The sequence below is a fragment of the Epilithonimonas sp. 33E genome (genome assembly GCF_059372615.1).
On record NZ_CM182009.1, the window covers coordinates 1,713,239 to 1,736,425 of the forward strand.

Sequence of the window (23,187 nt, forward strand, 5' to 3'; positions counted from 1 at the left end):
GTCATGATAAATTTAAATAAAAAAATAATAATAGGTTCATTATTTCTGTCGCTGGCATTCACAGGATGTAATGAGATTTTGGACGAGCAGCCAAGAGCAAATTATACAGTAGAGTTTTTCAATACAGAAGATGGTATCAAGCAAGGTGTTACAGCGCTATACAGACATATGAGAACACTTTATGGCAATGGTTATTTCATGAGTAATTGCCAAAACGGAACAGATGAATCTACTTGGGGACAGAGTGCCGATGGTAACTTCAAAGATCTTGATATGACGGGTAATGTAGGAAGCCTCAATTCAAATACTTTTCCACCTAGTATGATATGGGGATCTGTTTTTCCTTACATCAATACAGCAAATGGGATTATTGAGAAAGGCCCAAGTTTCGGTATTGCAGAGTCCTTGGTTTCAGAAGCAAGATTTTTTAGAGCATTTGATTATTTTCTATTAGTTCAGACTTATGGAGGAGTTCCTTTAGATTTAGGCTATGGTGAGTTAGCATTCAATACTTCTGCTGTGACTACTTCAAAGAGAAATACAGTGCCGGAAGTTTACACAAAGGCGATATTTCCTGATTTACTTAAGGCTATCGAAAATCTTCCCACACAGCCACGTGTCACTGGAGGTGTTACAAAAAATGTTGCGAGGCTTTTTCTGGCAAAAGCTTATTTGACTTACGGCTGGTGGCTTCAGAACCCAAATGATATCCCTACTTATCCGGATACGACTAGAACAGACCCATCAGGTCACAATGCACAATGGTATTTCCAACAAGCATATGATTTGGCTCTTACAGGTATTAATAATCCTGGACCCTACGCATTGCAACCAACATTTTATGATGTTAATGTTGGCTCGAACGACCGTAATAGCGAATGTATGCTTTATGCAGATCATACTTCCACTAGTACTTATTATAATGAAAGTGATCCTACAGGATTTGGTTCAGGTTGGTCACCGGATAATTTCGCAGCTTGGATGCAGACTTGGAACTATACCAATCTCAAAAGCAGCAAGACACCGGCATGGGGAAGTTCTGATATTGTAAGTTCTGTTCAAAGAGCAGCAACTCAATCTTTGGGAAGACCTTGGGTACGTATGGCTCCAACAATTGGTGTAATTAAGAATACTTTTGCAGACAAAACTATGGATTCTCGTTATGATGGTACATTTGTAAGCACCTATAGAGGTAATTGGGAAAAAGCCGGTTTGGGAAATATTACATTATATAATGCGAACAGTTTACCTGTGCAACCTGGAGGTGCTATTCTTTCATTTTTGAACGATGATTCACAAACGCCAACTTATCCAACAGGAGCAGGACAAAATGGTGTTGGAGCAGGGACTTTGCCAGGAAGGGCAGATTGGGTAGTAGCACCCAACGGTATTAGCAGAATGGTATACCCGGGATTATGGAAAATCGGGACTTACAGTACATTGGATCCTACAGGTTTAGGATACCCGAATGCCGGTTTAACAAGGCCATTTAATGTAGCAAAATTTTCAGAATTTTACTTTATAGCCGCAGAAGCTGCGGTAAAAGGAGCTTCCGGAGCAGTTTCTGCAAGAGATTTGATTAATGTCATACGCGCAAGAGCAGGGAAATGGAAATTTAGTAATGCACAAAATACAACTTTTATTGCAGACAATAGCGCTGCAATGATGGCGGCTACTCCGGCAACAATCACAATTGATTATATCTTGGCAGAACGTTCAAGGGAGTATTACGGTGAATTCTACAGATGGTATGATCTCATTCGTACTCAAAAATGGGGAGAATATGCTGCAACTTATCAGATTGGTGGCGTTAATTATGGTGATCACACACCTCAAACTTTCAATAGAAACATACAGAAGTTTCATTATCTCAGACCAATCCCTCAAGGTCAATTAGATAATATGAGTTTGAGTGCTGAAGAAAAAGCAAAATACCAGAATCCTGGTTACAATTAATAAATTTTAAGTTCATATCAATCATTAGCAAAGTAGGTGTAATACTGCACCTGCTTTGTTTAATGAAATAAATTTACAAGTATTATGGAAAAAACATGGCGTTGGTTTGGGAAGAACGATAAAATTAAATTACAAACACTTCGGCAAATAGGTGTTGAAGGGATTGTTTCAGCGTTGCACGATGTTCCTAACGGAGAAATCTGGAGCTTAGAGGCTATTAACGATTACAAAAATTATATAGAAAGTCACGGTCTTCGCTGGTCTGTTGTGGAGAGTCTTCCGGTAAGCGAAGCGATCAAATACGGAGGTGAAGACCGTGATTTTTTGATAGAAAATTATATCAAAAGTCTCGAAAACTTAGGAAAAGCAGGCGTAACTACCGTTTGTTACAACTTTATGCCGGTTTTAGATTGGGCAAGAACAGATCTTTTCCACGAATGGGAAGACGGCTCATCGTCATTGTATTTTGATAAAGCAAGATTTGCCTATTTTGAAATTCATATTCTGAAAAGAGAGGGTGCAGAAAATGATTATAGTCCTGAAATTCTGCAAAAAGTGGAAGAATTAAAAAACACGCTCACAGAAAAGGATAACAATGATCTGATAGATTCGGTTATTGTAAAAACACAAGGATTCGTTAACGGAAATATTAAAGAAGGGGATTTAAATCCTGTAGAAAAGTTCAATAATTTATTGGCTTTATATGATGGAATTGATAAAAACCAGCTTCGGGAAAATTTAAAATATTTTCTTGAAAAAATAATGCCTGTCTGTGAAGAATGGAATATTCAAATGTGTGTTCATCCCGACGATCCACCTTTTGCTTTATTAGGTTTACCGAGAATTGTAACCAACGAAGAAGATATCGATTGGTTCCTGAATGCTGTGGATAATCCTTACAACGGATTGACTTTCTGCGCAGGTTCTTTGAGTGCCAATCTTCAGAATGACGTTCCGAAACTGGCTCAGAAATTTGCCCACAGGACAAAGTTTGTTCATTTGAGAAGCACCAATGTTTTTGAAAATGGAGACTTCATTGAAGCGCATCATTTAGGGGGAAGAGGAAAATTAATCGACGTAATCAGGGTATTTGAAAAAGAAAATCCGGATTTGCCAATGAGGATCGACCACGGAAGATTATTATCGGAAGATATTGATAAAGGTTATAATCCCGGCTATTCTTTCTTAGGGAGAATGTTGGCTTTAGGACAGATTGAAGGGGTAATGGCAACCGTACAAAACGAAATGTCCAAAAAACTTTAAAAAAACCGAATGGTTTATTATAAATAGCCGTACGTAAAACCTATGGAAAAAATGGAAGACAATTTTCAACGAACCAGAAGGGTTCAATATCATTTATCAACCATCAATTATTATCAATATCATAATGAACGAAATATTCAGTATAAAAGATAAAGTAGCGGTTATTACAGGAGCTTCCGGCGTTTTGGGAGGAAGTCTTGCCAAAAGTTTTATCAAAGCGGGGGCAAAAGTAGTGGCTTTGGGAAGAAATCAGGAAACGCTGGATTCCCGTGTAAAGGAACTTACAGATTTGGGTGGTGATGCGTTTGCCGTTGAAGCCAACGTAATGAACATCGAAAGCCTCGAGAATGCATCAAAGAAAATCATAGAAAAGTACGGTAAAATTGATATTTTGCTGAACATTGCCGGAGGAAATATTCCTTCAGCAACATTATCTCCTGAACAATCATTTTTCGATATGAACATCAGCGGATGGGATGAGGTAACCGACCTTAACATCAACGGAACCGTTTATCCAAGCTATGTTTTCGGAAAAGTAATGGCAGAACAAAAAAAAGGAAGTATCATCAATATTTCTTCAATGGCGGCTTATTCTGCAATTACGAGAGTGGCGGGATATTCGGCGGCGAAATCAGCAATTACCAATTTTACACAATGGCTGGCTTCCGATTTGGCTTTAAAGTTCGGGGATAAAATTCGTGTAAACGCAGTGGCTCCCGGGTTTTTCATCGGAGATCAGAACCGTGCTATTTTACTGAATCCGGACGGTTCTTTAACAGACAGAAGCAAAAAAGTAATTGCCAAAACACCAATGCAGAGATTCGGAGAGGTGGAAGAATTAAACGGGACTGTACAGTTTCTCTGCTCAGATGCCGCAAGCTTCATTACCGGAGCTTTAATACCTGTTGACGGTGGTTTCAGTGCCTTCAGTGGCGTTTAAAATTGAATATTATTTTCTTTATATAGTGAGCAAGGCCTTAATGATTTTCTCATAGTTAAGGTCTTGTTTTTAAAGATTTTTCACAAAAGTCAAAATCAATTTAAATTTAAAAATGAATTATTTCACAAGCAAAATAGAAGTTTTCGGAGAATCATTTTTGCTGGAATCGGCAAAGGCGGAGAATCTCTATTTTGGCTATGCGGAAGAGATGCCGATTATCGATTATCACAATCATCTGGAGCCTGAGGTCATTTCAAATAATCAGAATTTCCGTTCTCCTACTGCGATTTGGCTGGATGGCGACCATTACAAATGGCGCGCGATGCGGAATTTCGGGATTGATGAGCAATTCATTTCAGGAAATGCCTCAGACTTAGAAAAATTCCAAAAATGGGCAGAAACGGTTCCTTACACACTTCGGAATCCCTTGTTTCACTGGACACATCTGGAGCTCAAAAATTCTTTCGGAATTAAGGAATATTTGTCTGGCAAAAATGCAGACGAAATTTACAGCTCGATGCAGGATGCTTTACAGCAACGCGGATTTACGCCACAGAATCTGCTCAAAAATTATAAAGTCGAAGCACTTTGTACAACAGATGACCCGTCTGACAATCTGGATTATCATAAAGAATTAAAAGCAAGTAACTTTAGTACAACGGTTTTACCAAGCTTTCGTCCGGATGTTTACATCAACATTATTGATCCACAATCTTATATCCTCAATATTAAAAAACTTGAAAAAGCTTCTGGAATTAATATCAGTTCAGTTTCCGATTTACTAAACGCGCTTGAATCCCGAATCAATTATTTTGATGAGATTGGCGCCAAAGTTTCAGACCACGGCTTCGAATATTTTCCGGACGCGACCCGGTGGAATTCGGATTTAGAAAAAGAATTTTCAGAATTTCTAAAAGGTAACCAACTTACATTTTCCAATCCAGATGCGCTTTGCGGATTTCTTTTGAAAGAGCTCTGTAAAATGTACTCTGATAAAGGCTGGGTTCAGCAGTTTCACGTTGGCGCAACCAGAAATAACAATTCCCTGATGCTGAAAAATATCGGAGCAAATACAGGTTTTGATGCAATTGGAGAACAATATTTTGCACAAAAGATGAGCATTCTTTTTGACGAGCTCAATTCCGAAGGTAAGCTTGCAAAAACAATTATTTACAATCTGAATCCGGTTTATAATGAAGTTCTGGCATCTCTTGCAGGCAATTTCAACGAATCCGGGATCAAGTCAAAAATACAGTTTGGCGCAGCCTGGTGGTTTCTGGACCAGTTGGATGGGATGCAGAAGCAGATGAACACGCTTTCCAATATCGGACTTATCAGCACATTTGTCGGAATGCTAACCGATTCCAGAAGTTTTTTGTCATTCTCGAGACACGAATATTTCAGGCGATTGCTTTGTAATATGTTCGGAAACGAGATGGAAAAAGGTCTTATTCCCGATGACGAAAAATGGGTGGGAAAAATCATTCAGGATATCTGCTATTATAATGCGAAAAACTATTTCAATTTTTAAGAATGGCTCAGGAAACTTCAAATAAAATTTTATGTTTCGGAGAATTGCTTTTGCATTTTGCTCCAGATTCTGAAGGAACTTGGCTGAAAAATCAAGCTCTCAAAATTTACGTTGGCGGAGCTGAGTATAATGTTGCTTCTGCACTTTCGAGATGGGGAAATCAGGTTTCTCTGTATTCTGCGTTGCCGGAAAATTATCTCGGCAATCAGTTGGAATTAAAATTAAATGATGAAAAAATAAAAGTTCTTGCAGAGAAGTCAAATGGCAGGATGGGAACTTTTTACCTTCCTTTTGATGGTGATATGCAGAATGCGAAAGTCATTTACGACCGTTTCCCGTCAGTTTTCACAGAATCGGATTTTTCAGGTTTTTCTGATGACGAAGTCTTTAAGGATGTAACCTGGCTTCATATCAGTACAATTACGCCTGCTTTGAGCGAGAACGCTTTCCGGAAATGTCTTGATTTGATGAAGAAAGCCAATGCCCGAAATATCAAAGTTTCTCTGGATTTGAATTACCGTGCATCGCTTTGGAAGCATCAGAATCCTTACGATAAAATCTCTCAATTAATGCCATTTGTTAAGGTTTTAATGGGAAATATCTGGTCAATTCAGGAATTCTTAAATATCCCAATCGAATACGAATTGAATGGAAATTTTAATGATGAGAACCTTTTGAAACAAGCAGAAAAATCAGCTTCAGAAATTCAGAAAAAATTCCCGAACGTGGAACAGATTGCCAATACTTTCAGGTTTACAAAAGGTGACGAGGTCAATTATTTTGCGACTATATATTCTGAAGAGAAATTATTCATTTCAGAGCAATATTATTCGGATAAGATTTTGGAAAGAGTCGGCAGCGGCGATTCATTTATGGCAGCTTTGATTCACGGAAGCATAAAAGGAAATTCAATCCAAAAAATCCTGGATGATGCTGTAAAAGTGGCTTTCAAAAAACTTTTTGTAGAAGGCGACACCATCAATGAAACAATTAACATCGAAAAATTATGAATCCGATCATACAAAAAATAAAAGACCAGAAAATTGTTCCGTTGTTCTACAACGAATCTTTTGAGGTTTCAAAAAGTACCATAAAAGCGCTTTATGACGGTGGAATCCGTATCATAGAATATACTAACCGTGGCGATCAGGCATTGGAAAATTTTACCAGGCTTAAAGAAATTTCTTCTACAGAATTTCCAGGACTTTTATTAGGAATCGGAACGGTTAAAAATACCGAAGAAATGGACGATTATGCCAATGCAAAAGCTGATTTCATCATTACACCGGTTATTAGCAGGAAAATCATCAAACATTCGATAAAGAAAGATGTGCTGCTGATTCCAGGATGTTTCACGCCGTCTGATGTTAATTTAGCTTTTAAAAGCGAACTTAATTTAGTTAAAATATTTCCGGCTGATGCGTTAGGTAAAAATTATATCAAATCCATCCAACCTGTTTTTCCGGGAATGAATTTTATGCCAACTGGTGGAGTAAATGCCGATGTTGAGGATATCAATGAATGGCTCAAAGGTGGAGCAATTGCTGTTGGATTGGGCAGTTCCTTGGTAAAATCAGATTTAAACAAAGAGAAACTTACCGAAAAAGTGAAAAATTTATTACAACAACTTAATCAAAACTAATGCAGGCTCCTAAAAACCGAAATATCAGATGGTTTATGCTGTCTTTGGTCTTTCTCGCAACGACGATCAATTATCTCGACCGTCAGGTAATGGGCTTGCTAAAACCTGTTCTGGAAAAGGAATTCAGCTGGGACGAGAAGGATTACAGCTACATTGTGATGGCTTTTACGACGACTTATGCTGTCGGTTATCTCGCAATGGGAAGATTCATAGATAGAGTAGGAACTAAAATTGGTTATGCAGTTTCTTTGATAGTCTGGAGTTTAGCATCTATCGGACACGGTTTTGTGAAAAGTACGGTCGGATTTTTAATTGCGAGAAGTACTTTGGGAATTAGTGAAGCGGGAAATTTTCCGGCAGCCATAAAATCTGTCGCCGAATGGTTTCCGAAAAAAGAAAGAGCCTTAGCAACCGGAATTTTCAATTCGGGTGCAACAGTTGGAGCCATTTTAGCACCGCTTCTTGTTCCTTTTATTTTAGGGCATTATGGCTGGAGAGAAACTTTTGTCTGGATTGGCGCATTGGGTTTATTATGGATTGTTTTGTGGTGGAGATTTTACAATATTCCGGAAAAAACTAAAAATCTAAGTCAGGAAGAACTTCAATACATCAAAAGTGATCAGGCTGGACAAACGGAAGAACAGTCCAAAGTTCCGCTTTCGGAATTATTAAAATATAAAGTAACCTGGGCTTTTGCCATCGGAAAAATCCTTACCGACCCAATTTGGTATTTCTTTATGTTCTGGCTTCCGGCTTATTTCGCAGACGTTTTTAAAATGGATTTAACCAAACCTTCCATCCCGTTGATTATCATTTACAGCGGAACTACGATTGGAAGTATTGGTGGCGGTTATCTGTCTTCATTATTAATTAAAAAAGGCTGGACGATTGGAAGAGCGAGGAGTTTTACAATGTTGCTTTTTGCCTTGATGGTCGTTCCTGTAATGTTTTCAAAATATGTAGACAATATGTGGATGATTACCATTATCATTGCGTTGGCAACAGCTGCGCATCAGGGTTGGGGCGCGAATCTGATGACAACAGTTGGCGATAAATTACCTAATAATTATGTGAGTTCGGTCATTGGTTTTGGCGGAATGCTGGGGTCAGCTGCCGGAATTCTTTTTCCACTTTTCATCGGAATTGTTTTGGATACATTCAAAAAAGCGGGAAATATCAATGGTGGTTACAATATCATATTTTTCATAGCTGGTGTTTCTTACATTGCAGCTTGGGGAATTATTTGGTTGATTAATAGAAATACGACCGTCAATTCTGTCTCAGAAAAGAAAATTTAAAAAAATGAACTTCAAGTTTTCCATATTAATCTTCTGTCTTTTCCTAAGCGGATTTTCCTTTGCTCAAAAAGGAGGAAAGAACAAGCTTTGGTACGACAAACCCGCCAAACAGTGGGTGGAAGCATTACCAGTTGGAAACGGAAGATTGGCTGCAATGGTTTTTGGCGACCCTTCCTGGGAAAAACTTCAGCTGAACGAAGGTACTTTCTGGTCGGGCGGACCTTCCCGGAATGGTAATCCGGATGGCCCGAAAGTGTTGGACTCTATCCGATATTATTTATTTAACAGAAATTACAAAAGAGCTCAGATTCTTGCGGATAAAGGATTGACAGCGAAAAGCCTTCACGGTTCGGCCTATCAGAATATTGGTGATTTTACGCTTGATTTTAGTAATGTTAATGATGTTAAAAATTATTACAGGGAATTAGACATTGAAAAAGCAATCACAACCACGACATTTACTTCCAGTGGAATTAATTTCAAAAGGGAAGTGTTCGCTTCAATTCCTGATAATGTTATTGTAATTAAATTAAGTTCGGACAAGAAAAATGCACTGAGTTTCTCCGCTCAATTCAACAGCGAACTCAAAAAGAACAGCAAAGCCAATGATTCAAAAACTTTGCAAATGGACGGATTGTCTTCAACTTTAGACGGCGTTCAGGGTCAGGTTAAATTCAATGCCATCGCAAAAATTATCAACAAAGGTGGCAAAACAGAAGTTTCAGAAAACGGGATTTCGGTAAGCAATGCCGATGAAGTTACAATTCTGATTTCCATTGCAACTAACTTTACAGATTACAAAACGTTAAATACAGACGAAGTTTCCAAAAGCAGAAAATACATCGAGGCCTCAGAACAAAAAAGTTTCAATACGTTACTGAAAAATCATCTGGCTTCGTATCAAGAATATTTCAAAAGAGTCGATTTCGACTTAGGAACTTCCGAAGCAGCAAAACAACCAACCAACATTCGGATTAAAAATTTCGCAACCAATTACGACCCGGAATTGATTTCGTTATATTATCAGTTTGGTCGCTATCTCCTGATTTCCTCGTCACAGCCGGGCGGTCAGCCAGCCAATCTCCAGGGCATCTGGAACAATTCCAACAAACCCGCTTGGGACAGCAAATACACCATCAACATCAACACGGAAATGAATTACTGGCCGGCGGAAAAGACCAATCTTTCCGAGATGCACGAACCGTTGATTCGGATGGTAAAAGACTTAAGCGAATCCGGAAAAGAAACGGCAAAAACGATGTACAAAAGCCGCGGTTGGGTCGCACATCACAATACGGATATCTGGAGAATCACAGGAGTCATAGATTTTGCCAACGCAGGAATGTGGCCGATGGGCGGAGCCTGGCTTTCCCAGCATCTTTGGGGAAAATATTTGTACAACGGCGATAAAAATTATCTTCAATCCATTTATCCAATTCTAAAATCTGCCGCTCAATTCTATGAAGATTTTCTGATAGAAGAACCGACGCACCATTGGCTGGTTGTGAGTCCTTCAATGTCTCCCGAGAATATTCCGGACGGACATCAGGGAAGTGCTTTGGCAGCAGGAAATACGATGGATAATCAGCTGATGTTTGACCTTTTTACGAAGACAAAAAAAGCGGCAGAAATTCTTAATATAGACTCAGATAAAATCCCGGTTTGGAACAATATTATTTCAAAATTACCACCGATGAAAATCGGAAGATATGGTCAATTGCAGGAATGGGTAGAAGACTGGGACAACCCGAAAGATAATCACAGGCACGTTTCGCATCTCTACGGATTGTTTCCATCCAACCAAATCAATCCTTTTACGACACCTGAATTGTTGGATGCCTCCAAAACCGTTTTACTTCATCGTGGCGACGTTTCCACAGGTTGGAGTATGGGCTGGAAAGTCAATCTCTGGGCAAAATTATTAGACGGAAATCACGCCAATAAATTAATCAAAGACCAATTAACGCTGGTAGAAAAAGACGGCTGGGGCAGCAAAGGCGGAACTTACCCCAATCTTTTCGACGCACATCCGCCGTTTCAGATTGATGGAAATTTTGGTTACACTTCAGGAATTACCGAAATGCTTTTGCAAACCCAAAACGGTTTCATCGACATTCTTCCCGCACTTCCAGACGAATGGAAAAACGGAAAAATTGCAGGTCTGAAAACCTACGGCGGTTTTGAAGTCAGCATTGTTTGGGAAAATAATAAAGCGAAGGAAGTTACTATAAAATCAAATTTAGGCGGAAACTGCAGAATCAGAATTCCGAACGAAATGGAATTAAAAGGAAAAACAAAACTCAAAAAAGCAGAAGGCAAAAACCCGAATCCTTTTTTTGAAACACCTGAAACTAAGGAACCAATGATTTTTAGCGAAGCTAAATTAAACCCTGTAGAAATAAAAGAATCAATGATGTACGATTTCCCGACTGAAGCAGGAAAAACTTATATTTTAAAAATGAAATAAATAATTATGGCAACTTAATCCGTCTTCCACTCCCGCTTTTTTGCTCGTCGTTCCTCCTCACAAAAAGAGCTCCGTTCAAGCCGGGTTGCGAGAGATTCGATAGATTAAAAATTTACGAATAAAAACTCCGGAGGAGTGACCTGATAATAGAAAAATGTTAATTGCAATCAAAGCCTCGTAGAGGCGACCTGTTAAATATCAATAACCCGAAAGGTTCATCAATAATAACAAAAAATTAAATTATATATGAAAAAGATAACAATGAATTCCAATTTCCTAAAAAACAAAACCAGCATTTTTGCTACTCTGGCTCTAATTTCTGCAACCAGTTTGTCAGCCCAGACTTTCACCGATTTTCAATATAAAGGAAACGACAAAATATATAATGACAATCCCTTAAAATCAGACGAATTCTATTCCCCGATTCTTCAGGGCTGTTATCCCGACCCGAGTATCACCAAAAAAGGCGAAGATTATTACTTGGTTAATTCTTCTTTCTCAATGTTTCCAGGAGTTCCGATTTTCACCTCTAAAGATTTGGTAAATTGGAAACAGGTTGGGCACGTTCTCGACAGGCCTTCTCAGTTGAAAGTTGAAAAAGGCGGAGTTTCTCAGGGAATCTATGCACCGGACATCAAGTACAACAAATACAACGATACTTTTTATATGATTACTACCCAGATTGCGGGTGGCGTCGGAAATATGGTCGTGAAAACAAAAGATCCTGCAAAGGGATGGAGTGAAGTTCAGAAACTTAATTTCGACGGTATTGATCCTGCCATCTTCTTCGATGATGATGGAAAAGCCTACATTGTTCACAATGACGCACCGCCAAAAGGAACAGAGCAGTATCAAGGTCACCGCGTCATCAAAATGTGGGATTACGATTTGGAAAAAGACCAGGTTGTCGCAGGTTCAGATAAAATTATCGTCAACGGTGGAGTAGATCTTTCTCAAAAACCAATTTGGATTGAAGGTCCACATTTGTACAAATATAAAGGAAAATATTACCTGATGTGCGCAGAAGGCGGAACCGGAGGCAACCACAGCGAAGTTATTTTTATGGCAGATTCTCCAAAAGGACCATTTGTTCCAGCTAAAAACAACCCAATTCTCACCCAAAGATATTTTCCGAGAGACAGAAAGGAAAAAGTAGATTGGGCAGGTCACGCCGATTTGGTGGAAGGTCCGAACGGACAATGGTATGGCGTATTTTTAGCCATTCGTCCGAATGTCAATAATCGTGTAACAAAAGGTAGAGAAACCTTTATTCTTCCGGTGGATTGGAGCGGAACTTATCCTGTGTTTCAAAATGGTTTGGTCCCGATGAAGCCGAAATTGAAAATGCCACAAGGCGTTCAGAACCAAACCGGACAAACCGGATTCTTCCCGAACGGAAATTTCACGTATAATGATAAACTGACCGATAAAAACCTCGATTTCCGTTGGATTGCGATGCGTGGACCGCGTGAGAATTTCATTACGGCTACGAAAAATGGCGTAAAAGTGAATCCTATGGAAACGAATATCAAAGCATTAGCTCCGGTTTCGGCATTATTCCACAGATTGCAGCACGAAGATTTTGAAACTTCCGTAATATTAGATTATAAACCGAAATCTGACAAAGAATTAGCCGGAATCACGCTCTACCAAAGCGAAACATTCAATTATGTTTTCGGAATTACCAAAAAAGACAAAGATTTCTACATTGTTTTGGAAAGAACCGAAAAAGGGGCGTCAACATTAGTAGCCAGCGAGAAAATTTCTTTAGGTAAAACCATTAAATTTCAGGTTACAGGAGAGAAAGACAACATCAGCTTTAATTACGCAACAGATGGCAGGAATTTTAAAAATCTGGGCGGTCCGGTTTCAGGAGATATCCTTTCTACCGATGTTGCAGGCGGTTTCACTGGAAGTTTGATAGGATTGTATAGTACTTCTTCTAATGATATTATGCCTAATTAATATTGAAAATAATCGCACGATATCAATAGGGACGGTCTTTAGCCCGTTTTCAAAGAAAAACAATCAATCGGCTTTAGCCAAAACTTAAGATAATATAGGCTTTGATACGATAAGCCAATTTGAAATAAACAGTTAGTATTAGCAATGTCACACTGAGCTTGTCGAAGTGTTTTTTTAAGATTGATTAAATCAACCAAACCAAAATACCAAAAATCGTGAAAATTAATCAACCATTTTATATAGTTTCTTTTTTGGGATGTATCGGGCTGAATCTTCTTTCAGCCCAGGTAAATCCTGTGAAAAAACAGGAGACAACGGCATTCAGGAACCCAATTATCTGGGCGGATGCACCGGATTTGTCAATCACACGAAGCGGCGACGATTTTTACCTGATAAGCACCACTATGCACCTGATGCCGGGCGCTCCGGTAATGCATTCCAAAGATTTAGTCCATTGGGAAATGGCAAGTTATGTTTTTGATACACTAAATGACAATTCTAAATACGATTTGATAGACGGAAGTGTGTACGGACGTGGACAATGGGCGTCGTCCATCCGTTATCACAAAGGAAAATATTACGTTCTGTTTTCCCCGAATGATGAGCCTTTCAAATCCTATTTTTATGTCACTGACAATCCCGAAAAAGGAAATTGGAAACTCATCACAAGAACCAGACATTTTCACGATGCATCATTGCTTTTCGATGATGACGACAGAATATATGTCTTCACTTCCAACAAAGTTTTTGAGCTGAGTCCGGATTTTAAAACCATTATCGGAAATCAGGATGGAACGGAAGTTTTTCAGAAAGATGCTTCGGAAACCGGACTTTTGGAAGGTAACCAAATCATTAAAAAAGACGGTAAATATTATATGATGATGATTTCCTGGCCAAGAGGCGGAAAACGCCGTCAGGAAGTGTACAGAGCCGATAAAGTCACTGGGCCTTATGAGAAAAAGGTCATTCTTGAAGATAATTTTCTTGGATTTTCTTATGCCGGACAAGGAGCTTTAATTGATGATAAAAATGGTAATTGGTATTCGCTGATTTTTCAGGATAGAAATGGAGTGGGAAGGGTGCCTATTTTACTTCCTGTGAAATGGGAAAACGACTGGCCAATTTTGGGTGACAACGGAAAAGTTCCTTTGACGGGTGAAGTTCCGCTTTCACCATTTAAACCCAAAAATCATTTGGTAGAAAGTGACGAATTTTCTGACAAAAAAATGAAAATCCAATGGCAGTGGAATCATAATCCTGTCAATTCAGCCTGGTCTTTATCCGACAGGAAAGGCTTTTTAAGGTTAAAAACGAATAGAGTCGTCGATAATCTGTACCTCGCTCCGAATACGTTGACCCAAAGAATGGAAGGCCCGAAATCCAGTGGCATAGTTGCTTTGGATGTGAAGGGAATGAAAGACGGTGATGTAGCAGGTTTCAGTGCGTTCAACGGCGATTCAGGGATTTTATCTGTGGTAGTGGAAAATGGTAAAAAGTTTATTGTCTTTTCAACAGATGAAGTCAGTTTAGATAATAAAACGAAGGCGGTTACAAGTGTTAAAAAAGAAGAAAAAAAGAGAATCCCATTAAACTCGGACAAAGTTTATTTTAAAATTGATGCCGATTTTAATCTCGGAAAAGATTTGGCTAATTTTTATTACAGCACCGACCAAAAAAACTGGACCGAAATGGCAAAAGATTACAAAATGATTTTCGATTACCGAAGATTTTTTATGGGTTCCAAATTTGCAATTTTCAATTATGCAACAAAAAATCTGGGAGGTTTTGTAGATGTTGATTTTTTCAGAGTGAATAAAAGTTCGGAATAATTGAGTTAAATAATTTGGGCAGCTTTATCCGCCTTCCGCTCTCAATCTTTTTTGCAGATGATTTCAGATTAAATAGAACTAGAGTACAAGCAAAAAAGGATTTCCGCTCAAGTCGGGCTGCGAGAGATTCATTGTCAAGAGAAAATGAAAATTATTGCTTCGTAGAAGCAAACTGTTAGTAGCAAAACATTGTAGCATCAAAATCAAAGCCTCGTAGAGGCGACCTGTTAATTACAGCAATGATAATTAACATTAAAAATGTAAAAAAGATAAAACCCTTGCCGGTCTTATTTTTTTGTCTAAATTAATAAGTGTAAAAATTACAAATAAAAATCATGAACAAATCCATCATATTAGCGGTAAGTTTTGTGTTATCCGGAATGTTTGTTTCAGCACAAACACTTGATAAACAGGCTCCACAAGGTTTTGATATTGAAAACCCAACCATTTCCCACGGAAAAATTGATACCATTCAATATGCTTCAAAAACCGTCGGAACTACACGGAAAGCTTTGGTTTACACACCGCCGGGATTCAAAAAAGGGGAAAAATATCCTGTTCTCTATCTTCTTCACGGCATTGGCGGAGATGAAAAAGAATGGTTCAACCAAGGAAAACCGAATGTTATTCTGGACAATCTCTACGCACAGGGAAAACTGCAGCCGATGATTGTCGTTCTGCCGAACGGTCGTGCAATGAAAGACGATCGTGCCACCGGAAATATAATGGCTCCGGACAAAGTAGAAGCTTTCGCAACCTTTGAAAAAGATTTGCTGAATGACCTGATTCCGTTTGTAGAGAAAAAATATCCTATTAAAAAAGACCGTGAAAACCGTGCTTTAGCCGGTTTGTCGATGGGAGGCGGACAAACACAGAATTTTGCTTTCGGAAATATCGATAAATTTGCGTGGCTGGGCGCATTTTCTTCAGCACCAAACACGAAAGAACCGAGCAAGCTTTTACCCAATCCACAAGATGCGTTGAAGTTGAAGCTCATTTTTATTTCCTGCGGCGATGCGGACGGATTGATGCCTTTCAGCAAAAGAACCAGCGATTATCTGAAGAAAAATAAAATCCCGCATATTTTCTACATCGAACCGGGTGGGCACGATTTCAAGGTTTGGAAAAATGATTTGTACATCTTTTCACAGCTGTTATTTAAGCATGTTGATAAAACTAAATTTGACGGATTTACCGTTTTGGGAACGCCTGCTGAAACCAATATCAGGAATGCGCAGTATCCTCAAATCCTTCCCGACGGAAAAGTGATGTTCAAAGTGAAAGCACCGGAAGCGCAAAAAGTTCAGATCGATTTAGGAAAAAAATACGACCTCAAAAAAGACGCAGATGGTTTTTGGACAGGAACGACGGATGCACAAAGTGGAAGTTTTCATTATTATTCTTTGCTGATTGATGGTGTCGCGGTTGCAGACCCGTCCAGCGAAACATTCTACGGAATGGGAAGATACGCTAGTGGAATCGATATCCCTTTTGATGGCGATGATTTCTATGCATTAAAAGACGTTCCGCACGGCGATATCCGCGTCAAAAATTTCTATTCCAAAGTGACCAATTCTTGGAGACGGGTTTTCATCTACACACCGCCAGGTTACGACCAAAATGCTTCCGAATCATTTCCAGCTTTATACATTCTCCACGGTGGTGGCGAAGATGAAAGTGGTTGGGCGAATCAGGGCAAAACCAATCTGATTTTGGATAATCTGATTGCGGAAGGTAAATCCAAAAAAATGGTAATTATTATGCCGGATGCCAACATCGGACAGAGTGGACTCCGAAATTTTGGCGAGCGCAATCTTCAGATGTTTGAAAAAGAGCTGAAAGAATCTATTATTCCGTTTGCCGAATCCAATTATAGAATAAAAAAAGGCAAAGAAAATCGTGCATTGGCCGGACTTTCAATGGGCGGAATCTATACTCTGTATACAGGAATTCAGAATTCTGATATGTTTTCCAATCTGGGTGTTTTCAGTTCAGGATATATGCTGCCGATGCTTCAGGACGTTGCCGACAAACAATACAAATTTTTAAATGAAAATAAATCTGCCTTTTCATCCAATGTCAAAAATTTCTGGATTTCAATGGGCGGAAAAGACGATATCGCATATGAAAACGGTCAAAAAATGCTGAAAGAGCTGGATAAAATCGGAATTAAATATTCTTACAGAGATTATCCTGGCGGTCACAGTTGGCCGGTTTGGAGAGACAGTCTGCACCAGTTTGTGCAGGAACTTTTTAAAAATTAAGATTTAATCCAAAACGGACTGTTAATGTTTTAATCCAAAATCCTATACAATGAATTTCAACAGAATAAAAATCAAAACACTTATTATGACGGTCGTTATTGTATCGGGAAATGTTGGTGCGCAATCTTATCAGAAAACAGATTCAGGATTGAAGTTTTCTGCTGACAATTTGACTGTTGAAGTGAAATTGTATGGAGAAAATACGGTTAGAATTATTAAATATCCTGTCGGGAAATCATTTGTCAAAAATAGTTTATCGGTCATTAAACAGGAACAGAAAACCAAATTTTCAGTTTCAGAAAACAATCATATTATTTCATTAAAAACAAATGATTTAAATATTTTCATTGATGCTAAAAGTGGCACGATTACTTATAAATCACCTTCAGGAAAAGAACTATTAAAGGAAACCGGAAGCGATTTCAAACCTTTTAATGATGCAGGAAACCCGACTTATTCGGTGACACAGTCTTTTCAGTTGGAAAAAGACGAACCCATCTATGGTTTAGGAATTTTACAGAACGGTAAAATGTCACAGCGAAATACGGATGTATATATGATTCAGAATAACACCTGGGATTTTGTACCGTTTTTTCAGTCTGTGAAAGGTTATGGCATTTTTTGGGATAACTATTCTCCGACTCAATTTACCGATAAACCGGACAAAACAATATTCTCATCGGAAGTTGAGGAGGGTGTTGATTATTATTTTATCTACGGAAAAAATGCGGATGGTGTAGTTGCCGGAATGCGAAATCTGACTGGAGAAGTCCCGATGATTCCGTTGTGGACTTATGGTTATTGGCAAAGCAAAGAACGGTACAAAAGTCAGAATGAACTTTTGGAGGTTGTTAAAAAATACCGTGATTTGAAAGTTCCTTTAGACGGAATTATTCAGGATTGGCAATATTGGGGAAACAATTACCAGTGGAATGCGATGGATTTTATCAGCCCTGATTTTCCCGATGCCAAAAAAATGATACAGGATATCCACGATATGAATGCACATCTTTCCGTTTCCATTTGGTCGTCATTCGGACCGATGACCAATCAGTACCGTGAAATGGATAAAAAAGGAATGCTGTTCAATTTCGCAACCTGGCCGGAATCTGGCAGAGAAGTCTGGCCACCCGATATGAATTATCCTTCCGGAGTCCGTGTTTACGATGCTTACAATCCCGAAGCCAGAAATATTTACTGGAAATATCTCAACAAAGGTGTTTTCAGTCTTGGTGTAGATTCTTGGTGGATGGATTCTACGGAACCCGACCATCTCAGCCAAAAACCGGAAGATTTGGACACCAAAACGTACCTCGGTTCATTCCGAAAAGTGAGAAATGCATATCCTCTGATGACGGTTGGTGGTGTTTACGACCATCAGCGTGAAACGACGAGTGATAAAAGGGTTTTTATTTTAACAAGGTCGGCTTTTGCAGGACAGCAAAGATACGCAGCCAATACGTGGTCGGGCGATGTCAACTCTTCGTGGGAAATGTTGCGCAATCAGGTTCCGGCAGGTTTAAATTTCAGCCTGACTGGAAATCCGAATTTCAACTCTGATATCGGCGGTTTCTTTGCCGGTGTTTATAAAAGAAACGGAGGCGCCAACAATCCGATGTTTCAGGAATTGTACGTTCGCTGGCTGCAATACGGAACTTTCACGCCAATGATGCGTTCGCACGGAACCGATGTGCCGAGGGAAATTTATCAGTTTGGACAAAAAGGAGATGTGGTTTATGATATTATCGAGAAATTCATCAGGTTGCGTTACAATATGTTGCCGTATATTTATTCGACCTCGTGGGATGTTTCTAAAAATAATTCAAGTTTTTTGAGGGCACTTTCGATGGATTTTTCATCAGACAAAAAAACTTGGAACATCAACAATGAATATCTTTTCGGTAAATCATTTCTGGTTGCGCCAATTCTTAATCCTCAATACACACCGGAAAAAATCGTAAAAACAGACGAAAATGAAGGTTGGAATAAAACCGATGCTAGCAAAAAAGAAAATTCACTTTCCAATATAGATTTTACACAAAATAAAACAGTTAAAGTTTACCTTCCCGCAGGTTCAGACTGGTTTGATTTCTGGACGAATGAAAAACACAAAGGAGATCAGGAAATTGAAAAATCCGTTAATCTTCAAAGTATTCCATTATATGTAAAAGCGGGAAGCATCATTCCGTTTGGTCCCGATGTGCAATACGCAACTGAGAAAAAATGGGACAATATTACGGTGAAAATCTATCCGGGGAAAGATGCAGATTTTGTGTTGTATGAAGATGAGTTCGATAATTACAACTATGAAAAAGGAGACTATACTGAAATCCCTTTCCATTGGAATGATAAATCAAAAACCTTAACGATAGATTCCCGAAAAGGAAATTTTAAAGGTATGATTGATAAACGAAACTTTACGGTAATTCTCCCAGATGGTCAAAAGAAATCGTTGAATTATTTAGGAAAGAAAGTGAATGTCAATTTTAAATAATCTTAAAATATTTAATTATGAAATTTGTAAGTTTAATAACGATTTTAGGATTTTTTCAGATTTCCTTAGCTCAAAATCCCATCATTCAGACGAAATTTACCGCCGATCCTGCACCAATGGTTCATAATGACACGGTTTTTCTGTACACAAGCCACGATGAGGACGATGCTTTCGGATTTAAAATGAAAGACTGGTTGCTATACACTTCCACAGATATGGTCAATTGGACTGATCATGGCGTGGTTGCTTCCCTGAAAGATTTCAAATGGACTGATCCGGAAAATGGAGCCTGGGCGCCACAGGTTATTGAAAGAAATGGTAAATTTTATATGTATTGCCCGATGCCGGGACAGAGAGGAATCGGCGTTTTGGTGGCTGACAGTCCGTATGGTCCTTTCAAAGATCCTATTGGAAAACCTTTAGTGAAAAATTCTTCCGATGATATAGACCCGACTGTTTTGATTGACGATGACGGGCAAGCCTATCTTTATTGGGGAAACCCGAATCTTTGGTATGTGAAACTCAATAAAGATATGATTTCTGTAAATGGTGATGTCGTAAAAGACCCGTCTATTGCGAAAGTCAAAGGTTCGCCGGACCCGTTTCATTATCAGGAAGGACCTTGGGTCTGGAAAAAAAACGGACATTATTATCTGGCTTATGCTTCTACTTGCTGTCCTGAAGGAATGGGCTATGCAATGAGCAATTCGCCGACAGGACCTTGGGAATATAAAGGGATGATCATGGACAGCGACAAGCGTTCCAACGGAAATCATCCCGGAATTATTGATTATAAAGGAAAATCTTATGTTTTCGGGTTCAATTATAATATCGGGAAACAGACGATGAGCAAACATTACGAACGTCGATCTGTTTGCCTAAGCGAAATGAAATACAATGCCGACGGAACGATCCGGAAATTACCTTTTTGGAATCCAGAAGGCGTAAAAAGAATTGCAACACTCAATCCGTACAACAGAGTAGAAGCCGAAACCATCGCTTTCAGTGAAGGTTTGAAAACCGAAATAATGACCGAATGGGAAAGAAATAATCCCTACGATACAGGAAAGAAAATTACCGACAGAATGGTCGTTTCATCCATCAATAATGGAGATTATCTGAAAGTTCAGGGTGTGGATTTTTCTAAAGGAATAAAGTGGGTTGAAGTTTCAGTAGCTTCAATGAATGGCGGAACGATTGAAATCCATACAGATTCTTCGGATGGACAACTTTTGGGAACTGTAAAAGTCACCGGAAAAGCGGAAGGCGATATTTTTAAAACCATCACCACTCCGGTAAAAAATATTAAAGGCATCCACGATTTGTATTTTGTTTTCAAAGGGGAAAAAGACCTTTTCTATTTCGATTGGTGGAAATTCAGTGCAGATTAAGTTGGATTGAAACTGAATTCAGGAATATCAATAGGAATGGGCTTTAGCCCATTTAATAAAGTAGAATACGGTTGGCTTTAGCCAAAACTTAATTTTTTTATGAGTTATATTAATTAAGATTTTAAAAATGTTCAGATTTAAACTTTTTGTTCTCAGCTTTCTCATTGCCGGATGCTATTTAAATGCTCAGTCAACCGTTTGGCTGGACCAGTTGGATTTGAGCGTGGCAACACAGGGACACGGAAAACCGGGAATCAATACTTCGGTGGACGGAAAACCTATAACCATTGCTGGCGAAGTTTTCAAAAGAGGTTTTGGAACCCACGCAGAAAGTTCTTTGTTGATTAAATTAAATGGCAAAGCAAAAAACTTTTCCGCAATGGTGGGAATGGATGATGAAATGAAAGGGCAAAATCCCGCTGCCGAATTTGAAATTTACGGCGACAATAAAAAACTCTGGTCTAGCGGAATAATGAAATTAGGCGATAAAGCAAAGCCTGTTTCCGTTTCGCTTGAAGGTGTACAACAAGTAGAATTAGTCGTAACAGACGGCGGAAACGGACCGTATTATGACCACGCCGATTGGGCAGATGCCAAATTTGAAACAGCAGAAGGTGCAAAACTAATAACATTTAACCCGATTTCATCAGTTCCTTATATTTTGACGCCAAAACCTGTGGCAACGCCAAAAATTAATTCAGCAGGTGTTTACGGCGTTCGTCCCGGCTCACCTTTTTTGTTCAGGGTTGCGGCAACGGGTGACAGACCGATGACTTTTACGGCAAAAAATCTTCCGAAAGGTTTAACAATAGATTCCAAAACAGGAATCATTACCGGAAAAATAGATACGAAAGGAACCTATGAAGTTCTTTTATCCGCTAAAAATGCAAAAGGGTCAGCCTCAAAAAAATTAAAAATAGAAAGCGGTGATAAAATAGCTTTGACACCCACAATGGGATGGAACAGCTGGAACTGTTTCGGACACGAAGTTTCTGCCGATAAAGTAAAACGAGCTGCGGATGCTTTGGTTAAAACAGGTTTGGTAAACCACGGTTGGAATTACATCAACATCGATGATTCGTGGCAATTTAACAGAGACGGAAAAGACCCGTCTTTCAAAGGGAAAATGCGTGATGAAAACGGTTATATTCTGACCAATTCAAAATTTCCGGATATGAAGGAATTAACCGATTACTTTCATTCAAAAGGTCTTAAAGCAGGAATTTATTCCTCTCCCGGACCTTGGACTTGCGGCGGTTGCGCAGGAAGCTACGGCTACGAAAAGCAGGATGCCGAAAGCTACGCCAAATGGGGAATCGATTATCTGAAATACGACTGGTGCAGCTACGGAGGCGTGATTGACGGTTTGCCTGATAACGACCCGAATAAAGTTTCTTCCCTCAATTTTCAGGGTGGAGGAGATTTGGATAAAGGCGTAAAGCCATTCAAATTAATGGGAGATTTATTAAAAACCCAGCCTCGTGATATTGTGTATAATCTTTGCCAATACGGGATGGGCGATGTCTGGAAATGGGGAAATGATGCCGATGCGCAATCCTGGCGAACAACCAATGACATCACCGATACCTGGGCAAGTGTTAAAAATATTGCTTTGGCTCAGGATAAAGCCGCTCCTTTTGCAAAACCCGGCAACTGGAACGACCCGGATATGTTGGTAGTAGGTGTCGTAGGTTGGGGAAATCCGCATCAAAGCCGATTGAAACCGGACGAACAATATTTACATATCAGCCTTTGGAGTATATTTTCCGCACCATTACTGATTGGTTGCGACCTTGAGAAACTGGATGATTTTACTTTAAATCTTTTAACGAATGATGAGGTCATTGCTGTAAATCAGGATGCTCTGGGAAAACAGGGCGTTTGTCTGCAGACCATTGGCGAATTGAAAATTTATGTAAAAGACCTTGAAGATGGCGGAAAAGCGGTGGCTTTTGCCAATTTCGGAAGGGAAAAAGTGAATATGTCTTACAAAGATTTCAAGAAGCTTGGGATTTCCGGTCGCCAAACCGTAAGAGATATCTGGAGACAGAAGGATATTGCAAAAATCAATACAACGAATCAGACATTATCACTGGATATTCCGGCGCACGGTGTGGCTTATTACAAATTTATTTCATCAAAATAAT

Annotated in this window: 14 protein-coding genes; all 14 read left to right on the forward strand. The window is 39.1% G+C overall.

Annotated features, from left to right (window positions below; all coding sequences use genetic code 11):
• The first annotated feature begins 3 nt into the window (after positions 1 to 3).
• The 14 genes from AC5P2S_RS07950 (at position 4) to AC5P2S_RS08015 (ending at position 23,186) form a co-directional block, all read left to right on the forward strand.
• Positions 4 to 1,956, forward strand: coding sequence for a RagB/SusD family nutrient uptake outer membrane protein (locus AC5P2S_RS07950; RefSeq protein ID WP_494556871.1), 1,953 nt, complete (start codon positions 4 to 6; stop codon positions 1,954 to 1,956).
• Positions 1,957 to 2,040: 84 nt separating this feature from the next.
• Positions 2,041 to 3,219, forward strand: coding sequence for a mannonate dehydratase (gene uxuA / locus AC5P2S_RS07955; RefSeq protein ID WP_494556872.1), 1,179 nt, complete (start codon positions 2,041 to 2,043; stop codon positions 3,217 to 3,219).
• A 124-nt stretch (positions 3,220 to 3,343) separates the two neighbouring features.
• Positions 3,344 to 4,159, forward strand: a complete 816-nt coding sequence (locus AC5P2S_RS07960; RefSeq protein ID WP_494556873.1) for an SDR family oxidoreductase — start codon at positions 3,344 to 3,346, stop codon at positions 4,157 to 4,159.
• Positions 4,160 to 4,271: 112 nt separating this feature from the next.
• Positions 4,272 to 5,690, forward strand: coding sequence for a glucuronate isomerase (gene uxaC / locus AC5P2S_RS07965; protein WP_494556874.1), 1,419 nt, complete (start codon positions 4,272 to 4,274; stop codon positions 5,688 to 5,690).
• A 2-nt stretch (positions 5,691 to 5,692) separates the two neighbouring features.
• The gene (locus AC5P2S_RS07970) at positions 5,693 to 6,700 is read left to right on the forward strand and encodes a PfkB family carbohydrate kinase (RefSeq protein ID WP_494556875.1); all 1,008 of its coding nucleotides are present in this window, start codon (positions 5,693 to 5,695) and stop codon (positions 6,698 to 6,700) included.
• The gene (locus AC5P2S_RS07975) at positions 6,697 to 7,332 is read left to right on the forward strand and encodes a bifunctional 4-hydroxy-2-oxoglutarate aldolase/2-dehydro-3-deoxy-phosphogluconate aldolase (RefSeq protein WP_494556876.1); all 636 of its coding nucleotides are present in this window, start codon (positions 6,697 to 6,699) and stop codon (positions 7,330 to 7,332) included. The genes AC5P2S_RS07970 and AC5P2S_RS07975 overlap by 4 nt, the downstream gene beginning before the upstream one ends.
• The gene (locus tag AC5P2S_RS07980; protein ID WP_494556877.1) at positions 7,332 to 8,630 is read left to right on the forward strand and encodes an MFS transporter; all 1,299 of its coding nucleotides are present in this window, start codon (positions 7,332 to 7,334) and stop codon (positions 8,628 to 8,630) included. The genes AC5P2S_RS07975 and AC5P2S_RS07980 overlap by 1 nt, the downstream gene beginning before the upstream one ends.
• A 4-nt stretch (positions 8,631 to 8,634) precedes the next feature.
• Positions 8,635 to 11,097: a glycoside hydrolase family 95 protein gene (locus AC5P2S_RS07985; protein ID WP_494556878.1), complete on the forward strand. Its 2,463-nt coding sequence runs from the start codon at positions 8,635 to 8,637 to the stop codon at positions 11,095 to 11,097.
• Between the two features lie 246 nt (positions 11,098 to 11,343).
• Positions 11,344 to 13,062, forward strand: coding sequence for a glycoside hydrolase family 43 protein (locus AC5P2S_RS07990; RefSeq protein WP_494556879.1), 1,719 nt, complete (start codon positions 11,344 to 11,346; stop codon positions 13,060 to 13,062).
• A gap of 215 nt (positions 13,063 to 13,277) precedes the next feature.
• On the forward strand, positions 13,278 to 14,891 hold the full coding sequence (locus tag AC5P2S_RS07995) for a glycoside hydrolase family 43 protein (RefSeq protein ID WP_494556880.1): 1,614 nt from the start codon (positions 13,278 to 13,280) through the stop codon (positions 14,889 to 14,891).
• Positions 14,892 to 15,226: 335 nt separating this feature from the next.
• The gene (locus AC5P2S_RS08000) at positions 15,227 to 17,155 is read left to right on the forward strand and encodes an alpha/beta hydrolase-fold protein (RefSeq protein WP_494556881.1); all 1,929 of its coding nucleotides are present in this window, start codon (positions 15,227 to 15,229) and stop codon (positions 17,153 to 17,155) included.
• 49 nt (positions 17,156 to 17,204) lie between these two features.
• On the forward strand, positions 17,205 to 19,649 hold the full coding sequence (locus AC5P2S_RS08005) for a glycoside hydrolase family 31 protein (RefSeq protein WP_494556882.1): 2,445 nt from the start codon (positions 17,205 to 17,207) through the stop codon (positions 19,647 to 19,649).
• A 17-nt stretch (positions 19,650 to 19,666) separates the two neighbouring features.
• A complete protein-coding gene (locus AC5P2S_RS08010) occupies positions 19,667 to 21,040 on the forward strand; it encodes a glycoside hydrolase family 43 protein (protein WP_494556883.1) in 1,374 nt (457 codons plus the stop codon).
• A gap of 127 nt (positions 21,041 to 21,167) precedes the next feature.
• Positions 21,168 to 23,186: an NPCBM/NEW2 domain-containing protein gene (locus AC5P2S_RS08015; RefSeq protein ID WP_494556884.1), complete on the forward strand. Its 2,019-nt coding sequence runs from the start codon at positions 21,168 to 21,170 to the stop codon at positions 23,184 to 23,186.
• The last annotated feature ends 1 nt before the right edge of the window (position 23,187 follow it).

Bases quoted from the DNA above. Each gene is read 5' to 3' on its own strand.
- AC5P2S_RS07950 (WP_494556871.1), top strand. From the start codon at position 4: ATGATAAATTTAAATAAAAAAATAATAATAGGTTCATTATTTCTGTCG.
- uxuA (WP_494556872.1), top strand. From the start codon at position 2,041: ATGGAAAAAACATGGCGTTGGTTTGGGAAGAACGATAAAATTAAATTA.
- AC5P2S_RS07960 (WP_494556873.1), top strand. From the start codon at position 3,344: ATGAACGAAATATTCAGTATAAAAGATAAAGTAGCGGTTATTACAGGA.
- uxaC (WP_494556874.1), top strand. From the start codon at position 4,272: ATGAATTATTTCACAAGCAAAATAGAAGTTTTCGGAGAATCATTTTTG.
- AC5P2S_RS07970 (WP_494556875.1), top strand. From the start codon at position 5,693: ATGGCTCAGGAAACTTCAAATAAAATTTTATGTTTCGGAGAATTGCTT.
- AC5P2S_RS07975 (WP_494556876.1), top strand. From the start codon at position 6,697: ATGAATCCGATCATACAAAAAATAAAAGACCAGAAAATTGTTCCGTTG.
- AC5P2S_RS07980 (WP_494556877.1), top strand. From the start codon at position 7,332: ATGCAGGCTCCTAAAAACCGAAATATCAGATGGTTTATGCTGTCTTTG.
- AC5P2S_RS07985 (WP_494556878.1), top strand. From the start codon at position 8,635: ATGAACTTCAAGTTTTCCATATTAATCTTCTGTCTTTTCCTAAGCGGA.
- AC5P2S_RS07990 (WP_494556879.1), top strand. From the start codon at position 11,344: ATGAAAAAGATAACAATGAATTCCAATTTCCTAAAAAACAAAACCAGC.
- AC5P2S_RS08000 (WP_494556881.1), top strand. From the start codon at position 15,227: ATGAACAAATCCATCATATTAGCGGTAAGTTTTGTGTTATCCGGAATG.
- AC5P2S_RS08005 (WP_494556882.1), top strand. From the start codon at position 17,205: ATGAATTTCAACAGAATAAAAATCAAAACACTTATTATGACGGTCGTT.
- AC5P2S_RS08010 (WP_494556883.1), top strand. From the start codon at position 19,667: ATGAAATTTGTAAGTTTAATAACGATTTTAGGATTTTTTCAGATTTCC.
- AC5P2S_RS08015 (WP_494556884.1), top strand. From the start codon at position 21,168: ATGTTCAGATTTAAACTTTTTGTTCTCAGCTTTCTCATTGCCGGATGC.